Origin of the sequence: Streptomyces sp. NPDC096323, from assembly GCF_040302845.1 — a bacterium.
Lineage (GTDB): Bacteria > Actinomycetota > Actinomycetes > Streptomycetales > Streptomycetaceae > Streptomyces.
Map to the genome: position 1 here is coordinate 107,250 of NZ_JBEOSI010000001.1, position 7,444 is coordinate 114,693.

At 70.5% G+C, this 7,444-nt stretch carries 7 protein-coding genes; 6 read left to right on the plus strand and 1 reads right to left on the minus strand.

The window, feature by feature from the left end; all coding sequences use genetic code 11:
• Nucleotides 1-112 precede the first annotated feature (112 nt).
• Nucleotides 113-241 carry an LPFR motif small protein gene (locus ABTX18_RS00465; protein WP_276613944.1) on the plus strand — a complete coding sequence of 43 codons (129 nt, stop codon included), beginning with the start codon at nt 113-115 and terminating at the stop codon, nt 239-241.
• Nucleotides 242-385: 144 nt separating this feature from the next.
• Nucleotides 386-1,735: an APC family permease gene (locus ABTX18_RS00470; protein WP_352120500.1), complete on the plus strand. Its 1,350-nt coding sequence runs from the start codon at nt 386-388 to the stop codon at nt 1,733-1,735.
• 31 nt (nt 1,736-1,766) lie between these two features.
• Here ABTX18_RS00470 and ABTX18_RS00475 read toward each other — a convergent pair whose 3' ends face one another.
• Entirely contained in the window at nt 1,767-2,594 is an 828-nt protein-coding gene (locus tag ABTX18_RS00475; protein ID WP_352120501.1) for a class I SAM-dependent methyltransferase, read from the minus strand.
• 422 nt (nt 2,595-3,016) lie between these two features.
• On the opposite strand from ABTX18_RS00475, the gene ABTX18_RS00480 reads away from it, so the two are divergent.
• Genes ABTX18_RS00480 through ABTX18_RS00495 form a run of 4 tightly spaced genes read left to right on the plus strand, consistent with a single transcriptional unit; the run spans nt 3,017 to nt 7,444 of the window.
• Nucleotides 3,017-4,765, plus strand: coding sequence for a bifunctional phosphatase PAP2/diacylglycerol kinase family protein (locus ABTX18_RS00480; RefSeq protein ID WP_352120502.1), 1,749 nt, complete (start codon nt 3,017-3,019; stop codon nt 4,763-4,765).
• Complete coding sequence (locus tag ABTX18_RS00485) at nt 4,766-5,719, plus strand: YihY/virulence factor BrkB family protein (protein ID WP_352120503.1); 954 nt, start codon at nt 4,766-4,768, stop codon at nt 5,717-5,719.
• A 3-nt stretch (nt 5,720-5,722) separates the two neighbouring features.
• Nucleotides 5,723-6,490 (plus strand): phosphatase PAP2 family protein, encoded by a 768-nt coding sequence (locus ABTX18_RS00490; protein ID WP_352120504.1) that lies wholly within the window; start codon nt 5,723-5,725, stop codon nt 6,488-6,490.
• Between the two features lie 48 nt (nt 6,491-6,538).
• Nucleotides 6,539-7,444, plus strand: coding sequence for an NAD-dependent protein deacetylase (locus ABTX18_RS00495; protein WP_352120505.1), 906 nt, complete (start codon nt 6,539-6,541; stop codon nt 7,442-7,444).

Below are 7,444 nucleotides of genomic sequence, written 5' to 3' on the forward strand. Positions count from 1 at the left end.
GCGCTCACCATCTCACCTGTTTCCACCCTTCCGGGCCGGGTAGCCGCTGGACAACAGTCCACCGAAGCAATCTTTTCCGGTTGTCGGGCAGTATTCCTACGGAGGTTCCACCGTGCTGAAGGCCATTGCAGACGTTCTCAGGACCATCGGAAGCGCCATAGCCACGGTCGTCACGCTTCCGTTCCGTGCCCTTGCCAAGCTGTTCGGCGGCGCGTCCAACAGCGCCCACGGCCACCACTGATCAGCGCGTACGGGCGGACGTCCGTCTCTCGGCCGACTCCTCCGAGCCGGGCCGGGATGCGGACGTCCGCCGTGTCGGCTCGGCTGCGCGTGCCATTCGGAGCAGCGCCGTCTGCGGGCTGCTATTCGGGGTATCTGGCCCTTCGTGAACTCACCCAGAGGATCAACCGAAACCACCGGCCCGCAGACGACAACCCTCAAAAAGGCCCTGACTACTCCCCTGCTTTACTTCTTCATCCTTGGAGATGTGCTGGGTGCGGGCGTCTATGTCCTTGTGGGACAGGTCGCCGCACAATCGGGGGGCGCTGTCTGGGTGCCGTTGCTGGCGGCCTTGTCTCTGGCTCTGCTGACAGCCGCCTCGTACGCCGAGCTGGCCACGAAGTACCCACGGGCGGGCGGGGCCTCCCACTACGCGAACCTGGCATACGGCCCTTTCACCGGTTTCCTCGCCGGGTACTGCATGCTGACCGCAGGCGTCGTCTCGGTCGCGGCCCTGGCGCGCGGGTTCGCGGGGGATTACCTGGCCGAGTTCGTTACTCTCCCTGTCGTACTGGTCGCATTCGTCTTCCTCGTCGCTCTGGCACTGCTGAACGCCCGGGGCATCAGCGAATCGACTCGTGCCAACGTCGTCGCCACGGTCATCGAAGTGAGCGGACTCGTACTCGTCATCGTTCTCGGCGCCTGGATCATCCTGCGGGGTGACGCCGATCTCGGACGACTGACTGACCTGGGCACCGCCGGCAAGGGGCCGGCCGCCGCGATTCTGAGCGGAGCCGTGCTGGCCTACTACTCATTCGTCGGATTCGAGACGTCGGTCAACGTGGCTGAGGAGACCCGCGACCCCCGACGTGCCTATCCGCGGGCACTTTTCGGAGCGCTGACCACCGCCGGCGCGGTGTACGTCCTGGTGGGCGCCGCGGCTTCCGCGGCCGTCGCCACGCCGACCCTGACCGGGTCGAGCGGCCCACTCCTCGAAGTAGTACGGAAGGCCGGCGGGGTACCCACTGAGCTCTTCAGCGCGATCGCCCTGATCGCCGTCGCCAACGGAGCACTCCTCACCGGCATCATGGCCTCACGGCTGGCCTACGGCATGGCCAGGGACGGTCTGCTCCCGCGGTTCCTCGCCCGCGTCCTGCCCGGCCGCCGCACGCCGTGGGCAGCCATCGCGGCCACCACCGCACTGTCCCTGCTGCTCGCCCTCACCTCCGACATCGCCACGCTGGCCTCCACACTGGTCCTGCTTCTCCTCGTCGTGTTCTTCATCGTCAACACCGCGGTCCTGGTGCTGCGCCGCGACGGCACAGCACACGATCATTTCCGGGCACCCACGGCACTTCCCGTACTCGGAGCAGCGTCCTGCATCCTGCTCGCCACCCAGGTGGAAGCTGACGTGTGGCTGCGGGGGCTGATCGTGCTCGCCGTGGGGATGGTTCTCGGCATCGTCGCCGCGGTCCGCAGACGACGTGGTCCGGACACACCTGAGCCGGCCCCCTGAGCGCCCTGGGCGGGGCCCGGGCTGCGGCTGCTCAACCCCCGTCCTTGTCGGGCCTGCGTCCCCAGACGGTGAGCATGCCGGCCGACACCGCGGCGCATTCGCCGGAGCCCAGATACCGGACCGCCGCGTCGATGGCCATGTCGTCGACGAGCCCGGTGGCGATCATCGCCGCTCTGCTGCGCTCCCAGGTTTCCGCCCAGAACCTGCTGATGGCGCTCCCCGGCAGCAGCGGCGGCACATGGATCTCGGCGGCGACGGACTCGAGCCCCGCTCCACGCAGCATCTGCGGGTACGACGGCACCCAGTCGACAGCGGTACCGATCGTGCTCCGCAGCCCTTGCCACATCGCCCGCATCACCTCGGTGTACGGCGTGCCGGGCGTCCGGTCACTCGTCAGGTCGACCGCGTCGCTGAGCACCAGCACTCCCCCGGGCGCAACGCGTTCGGCCAAGGCCCGGATCACGCGGTCGCGCTCGGGCAGATGCATCAGTACGAAGCGTGCGTGGACGAGCTGGAACCGGCCGGAGACGAAGTCAGGGGCCGTGATGTCGGCCTCCAGCACGTCGAGCCCCGGCAAGGACAGCTCGGCGAGAAACCGCACGTCGCGGTCCACGGCGAGCACGCTCTCCACTCCGGCCTCCTCGAGCAGCCGGCCGGAGACCGTACCCGTGCCGGCCCCCACGTCCAGGCAGCGCCATCCGGGGCCGGCCCCGATGGCCCGGAGCCGCGCCATGGTGAAGTCGTCGTAGGCAAGGGCCCCAAAATCGATGCGCTCGCCCTCCCCCGCCTGTCCGGGCCGGAAGAACGCTTCACCGTACCGACCGCCATCGGGCGCGCCCCCGCGTGGACCGGTGCTCACGCCGCTCCCGGGACGATGCCGAGAGCGTCGTCCTTGCCGGGTCGCGGTGGTCCGGCGGGGAGGGACTGGGACAGCGGGTAGCGCAACGGTTTCATGACCGGTCTCTCTTCACGCGGTGGGGCAGTGCGGTGCCGGGTGGCTCGTCTCGATACCACCGCCCCACCGATCCTCCACCTGCGGCCGCCGCAGCGGCCGAGGCGCGCCGCGCCCCCGTCCCAATCGACCTCTGGGATCTCGGCACATGACGACCCGTGTCGGCGGGCGGCGGACGCCGTGCAGCTCCGCCCCACCGGCGCAGGAAGCGCAAAGTCCACGAGTGTGTGCCTGACGGGCGTATTCCGGGGCAGATGGCGGAGCACCGGGAGGTCCGAGCCGTCGGCCGGCCACCACTGCAGTCCGCCACGCCGAAAGTCTGGAGCCCCATGCCTACCGCCCTGCCCGAGAGACCGGTCCGCGCGACCGCGGAACCCGCTGCCTCCCCTCGCCCCGGACGATCGCCCGCCCTGACCAGTGGCAGCAGACGGGCCGCGGTCCGGATCGGCGCGATGACCGTCTGCCAGGCCGCGCTGCTGGTGGGGCTCGGTCTCCTGATCACCGGACCCGCCGATGGAACATGGCCACTCTCCAGTGAGGATCAGGTCAACGAGGGTTTCGAGCGCCTGCGCACGGGGGCTCTCAGCGACGCGTCACTCATCGCGTCGGAGGCCGGCAACACCGGCACGGTGGTCATCGTCACCGTCCTGGCCTGTATGGGGCTGATCCTGATACCGCGGCTGCCCAAGTGGCGGGAGGCGGTGTTCCTCGCCGTCTCCGTCTCACTCCAGGCGCTGGTGTTCCTGGTCATCTCCACGTGCGTGGACCGCGACCGGCCGGATGTGGACCGCCTCGACGCCTCGCCGCCGACGGCCAGTTACACCTCCGGCCACACGGGTGCTGCCACGGCGCTCTACGCCGGTCTTGCCGTTCTGGCGCTCTCCCGCATCCGGGGTCCCTGGCGCAAGGCGGTCGGCGGCCTGCTGCTTCTCGTACCGTTGCTGGTCGCGGTCGCGCGCCTGTACCGGGGGATGCACCACCCCACCGATGTCCTCGGCGGACTGCTGAACGGCAGCCTGTCGCTCCTGATCGTCGGCCGCGCCCTGATGAGCGACGGCAACATCCCCACCCCTGCGCCGACGAACGCGATGGACATCGCGCTGGAGGCGGCGAAGCAGCGCTCGGAACGCGTTGCGGGCCAGACCGTCGTGATCGTCAACCCGACGGTCACGGACGATGCGGAACGCGACCGCCTGCGGCTGGTCCTGGAACAACACGGTCGCCATGCCGCGCAGTTCGTCGCCACCACTGCCGATGATCCGGGCGGTGGCCAGGCCGCCGCTGCGGTTCGTGAAGGCGCCTCGCTGGTAGTGGTCTGCGGTGGCGACGGAACAGTTCGGGCGGTGGCGGACGCACTGGCCGGCACCGGCGTCCCCCTGGCTGTGGTGCCTTGCGGAACCGGCAACCTGCTCGCCCGGAACCTGGGGCTGCCCCTGAAAGCCGCGGATGCTCTGGACGCCGCGCTGTCGGGCGGCGCTCGCCGGATCGACATGGGGCGGATCGAGGGAGACTCCCTCCCTGCCACCCGTTTCACCGCCATTTCCGGCGCCGGCCTGGACGCCGCGATGCTGGAGAACACCGGGGACCGCGCGAAGTCGGCCCTGGGCTGGCCCGCCTACGTGATAGCCGGCGTCAGCAGTCTGCGGGCACCTCGGATGTCCCTGTCGATCCGGCTCGACAGCGGGCCGGTACTGCACCGCACCGCCCGCACGGTTCTCCTCGCCAACATCGGCAGGGTGCAGGGCGGCGCCGCCCTCGTCCCGGCCGCCGAACCCGACGACGGGGTACTCGATCTCGCCGTCTTCGACCCGCACGGGCCCACCGGCTGGCTGCGTGCCGTGGGGATCCTGCTGCGCGGTCGTTCGAAAGCACCTCGCCCTTCCGCGCAGGGCAGCTTCCCTCCCGCGGACGCCACCGGCACCCCGGTGGAGTACTTCACCTTTCGCCACGCCGAGATCCGCTTCTCCCCGGTGCAGCCGCGCGAGATCGACGGAGATCCGGTGGGACCTGGCCGGCTGCTCGTCGCCGAAGTCGAGCCCGGGGCCCTCACCGTGCTCCTGCCGGCGGGGGGCGAGTGAATGGGAACCGCGACCCGCGTCCCACAGACCCGCGACATGTCCGGCGACGAGCTCTCCGCCGACGAGGCGCTGGCATCGCTGCGCCGCTACGGCCGCTGGCCGCTGGTGCGTGACTCCTTCGTCCGTTTCCGGTACGCCGACGGGTTCAGCCACTCCCGTGCCCTCGCGCTGCAGACCGTTCTCGCCGTGATACCGCTCGTCATCGCCTTCGTCGGGCTGTCCGCTTCACTGCATACGGAGAACGTGGGGAGGCTTGCGGAACTGACCATCCATCGCATCGCCGCGGGACCGAGCGCCGAGGTGGTGGACGATGCTCTGGAACGGAGCAGGCAGACCGCCGGGGAGGGCTCTCAGCTCACGCTCTGGTTCGGTCTGGCCTTTTCGCTGGTGAACGTCACCACGGCAATGTGCCAGATCGAACGCGGCGCCAACCGGATCTACGGGGTCGAGCGTGACCGCCCCTTCCACCGGAAGTACTTCCGGGGTCTGGTGATGGCGCTGGCTGCCGGGATCCCGCTGGGTCTCGGATTCATCCTGATGGTGGTGGGCGGCGACCTGGCCGCAGCCGCTGTGACGGTCTACGGTCTCGATGAGAGTGCCGGCAACTCCTGGGACCTGCTGCGCTGGCCGTGCGGGCTGCTGCTCGCGCTCATGTCCGCGAGCGCCATCTTCCGTCGTTCCCCTCGGCGCAAGCAGCCGGGCTACACCTGGCTGGCGTTCGGGGCGGCCGTCTACCTGGTTCTGTGGACGATGCTGACCTGGCTGCTCAGCCTCTATCTCTCGGTCAGCGGGTCCTTCGACACGGTGTACGGCCCTCTCAGTGCCTTCATGTCGCTGCTTCTCTGGGCCTATCTGACCTCCATAGCCCTCTTTCTCGGCCTGTCCTTCGCCGCGCAGCTGGAAGCCGCTCGTGCCCGGCGGCCCGGTCCCGTCCACCCCGATCCGGGAGCGTGATCGGTGGTGCGAGCGACCGGCCTGCTGCTTCGTGAGCGCCGCGCGCGGGCGGACCGCAGATTCGGCGTCCGGCTGTTCGGCGCTGTCGCCGTCGCCGCGCTCGCCGCGGTGCCCTTCGGTCTCCTTCTCGTGCTCGTCGAGGGCCGATGGCGTCCGCTGCGCGTCATGGACGCGGATGCGGCCCGGCGGCTGCACGAGTCCGCGCTGGCGCACCCTGGGTGGACGAGCGCCCTGCGCTTCCTGTCCGACTGGGTCTGGGATCCTGCGACGCTGCGTTGCGTGGTCGCCCTGCTGACGGCGTGGCTGCTCTGGCGGCGCGCCTGGCGGCTGGCCGCCTGGTGCGGCGTGACGGCGGTGGCCGGCGCCCTGACAGGGCTGCTGGTCAAGACCGTGGTCGAACGGGCCAGGCCCTCGTTGGCCGACCCGGTGGCCCGGGCGCCGGGGTTCTCCTTCCCCTCGGGTCACGCGATGACCGCCACCACCTCGCTCGCCATCCTGATGCTCGTCCTGCTGCCGCTGGTGCCTCGTGGCTGGTGGAGAACCCTGTGCTGGAGCGTGGCGGTGCTCTCGGTGGTGGGTGTGGGCTTCACCCGGGTCGCGCTCGGCGTCCACTGGTTCAGCGACGTGGTCGGCGGCTGGCTCCTCGGTGCGGCCGTGGTGGCGTCGACCGCCTGGGCCTTCGAGGCCTGGCGCGCCGACTCCGGCCGCCGCCGCAGCTCGATGGCCGAAGGCCTGGAGCCCGAACTGAACGAGGCCGGCCCCGAGCGGTGAGCGGGCGGGGCCATCGGGAGACGGGAGCCTGTTCCGTACTCTGGAGGAATGCGCATCCGCCCCACCCTGAGCTGGGCTCCCACCGAGGAGCTGCCCCCTGCCATCACGGATCCGGAGCCGGTCACCGAAGCGCTGAGGAGGGGCGGTGTGCTGGTGCTCAGCGGAGCCGGGATCTCCACGGAGTCGGGCATCCCCGACTACCGGGGCGAGGGCGGAAGCCTGAGCCGGCACACCCCGATGACGTACCAGGACTTCATCGCCGACGCCCAGGCCCGGCGGAGGTACTGGGCGCGCAGCCACCTCGGCTGGCGTACCTTCGGCCGCGCCCGTCCCAACGCCGGGCACCGGGCCGTGGCCGCGTTCGGGCAGCGCGGTCTGCTCTCGGGGCTGATCACCCAGAACGTCGACGGTCTGCACCAGGCCGCAGGCAGCGAGGACGTCGTGGAACTCCACGGAAGCCTGGAACGCGTCGTCTGTCTGTCGTGCGGCGCCACCGGCTTGCGCCGGGAACTCGCCCAGCGGCTGGAGGAGGCCAATACCGGGTTCGCCCCGGTGGCCGCCGCGATCAACCCGGACGGTGACGCGGATCTCACCGACGAGCAGGTCGGAGACTTCCACGTGGTGCCCTGCACGGTCTGCGGCGGCATCCTCAAACCGGACGTGGTCTTCTTCGGCGAAACCGTGCCTCCTCAGCGCGTCGAGCACTGCCGCGCACTGGTCCGTGACGCGGCCTCGCTGCTCGTCCTCGGCTCCTCCTTGACGGTGATGTCCGGGCTCCGATTCGTCCGCTACGCGGCCGAGGCGGGGAAGCCCGTGCTGATCGTCAACCGGGACCTGACCCGGGGCGACCGGCACGCCGTCGCCCGCGTCGCTCTCCCCCTGGGGGCGGCTCTCACCACCGTGGCCGCTGAGCTGGGCATCGCCCTCCGCCACGAGTCGGCAGAGCCCGCGTAG